The organism is Micromonospora sp. AMSO12t (assembly GCF_008806585.1).
Classification (GTDB): domain Bacteria; phylum Actinomycetota; class Actinomycetes; order Mycobacteriales; family Micromonosporaceae; genus Micromonospora; species Micromonospora reichwaldensis.
Genome location: NZ_WAAS01000576.1, coordinates 1 through 557 on the forward strand (window position 1 = coordinate 1; position 557 = coordinate 557).

At 75.9% G+C, this 557-nt stretch carries 1 pseudogene; it reads left to right on the forward strand.

The window, feature by feature from the left end:
• Positions 1 to 19: 19 nt before the first annotated feature.
• A pseudogene (locus tag F6X68_RS33030) lies at positions 20 to 557 on the forward strand (response regulator transcription factor); the annotation flags it as partial.

Here is a 557-nt window from a genome sequence, read left to right on the forward strand (position 1 = left end):
GGACCGGGGCGGGGGGCCGGTGAGCGTCCGGGTGCTGCTCGTCGACGACCAGCCACTGGTCCGCGCCGGCCTGCGGGTGCTCATCGCCGACGCCCCCGACATCGACGTCGTCGGCGAGGCGGGTACGGGGGCCGAGGCGGTGCGGCTGGCCCGCGAGGTCGTGCCGGACGTGGTGCTGATGGACCTGCGGATGCCCGGCATGGACGGCATCCAGGCCACCCGCGCGATCACCGCGCACGGCGGCGCCACCCGCGTCCTCGTGCTCACCACCTTCGACGACGACGAGCACGTGCACGCCGCGTTGCGCGCCGGCGCGAGCGGGTTCCTGGTCAAGGACATGGCGCTGGACGACATCCTCGGCGCGGTCCGGGTGGTCGCCGCCGGGGACGCGCTGATCGCCCCCGGGGTCACCCGCCGGCTCATCGCCGAGTTCGCCCGCCGGCCGACGAGCGTCAGCACCTCGCGCTCCCGCTCGGTGACGCCGTCGAGGGCCCGGGTCGGGGCCTGTCCAACGGCGAGATCGCCGCCGAGCTGGTGATCAGCGCGGCCACCGCCAA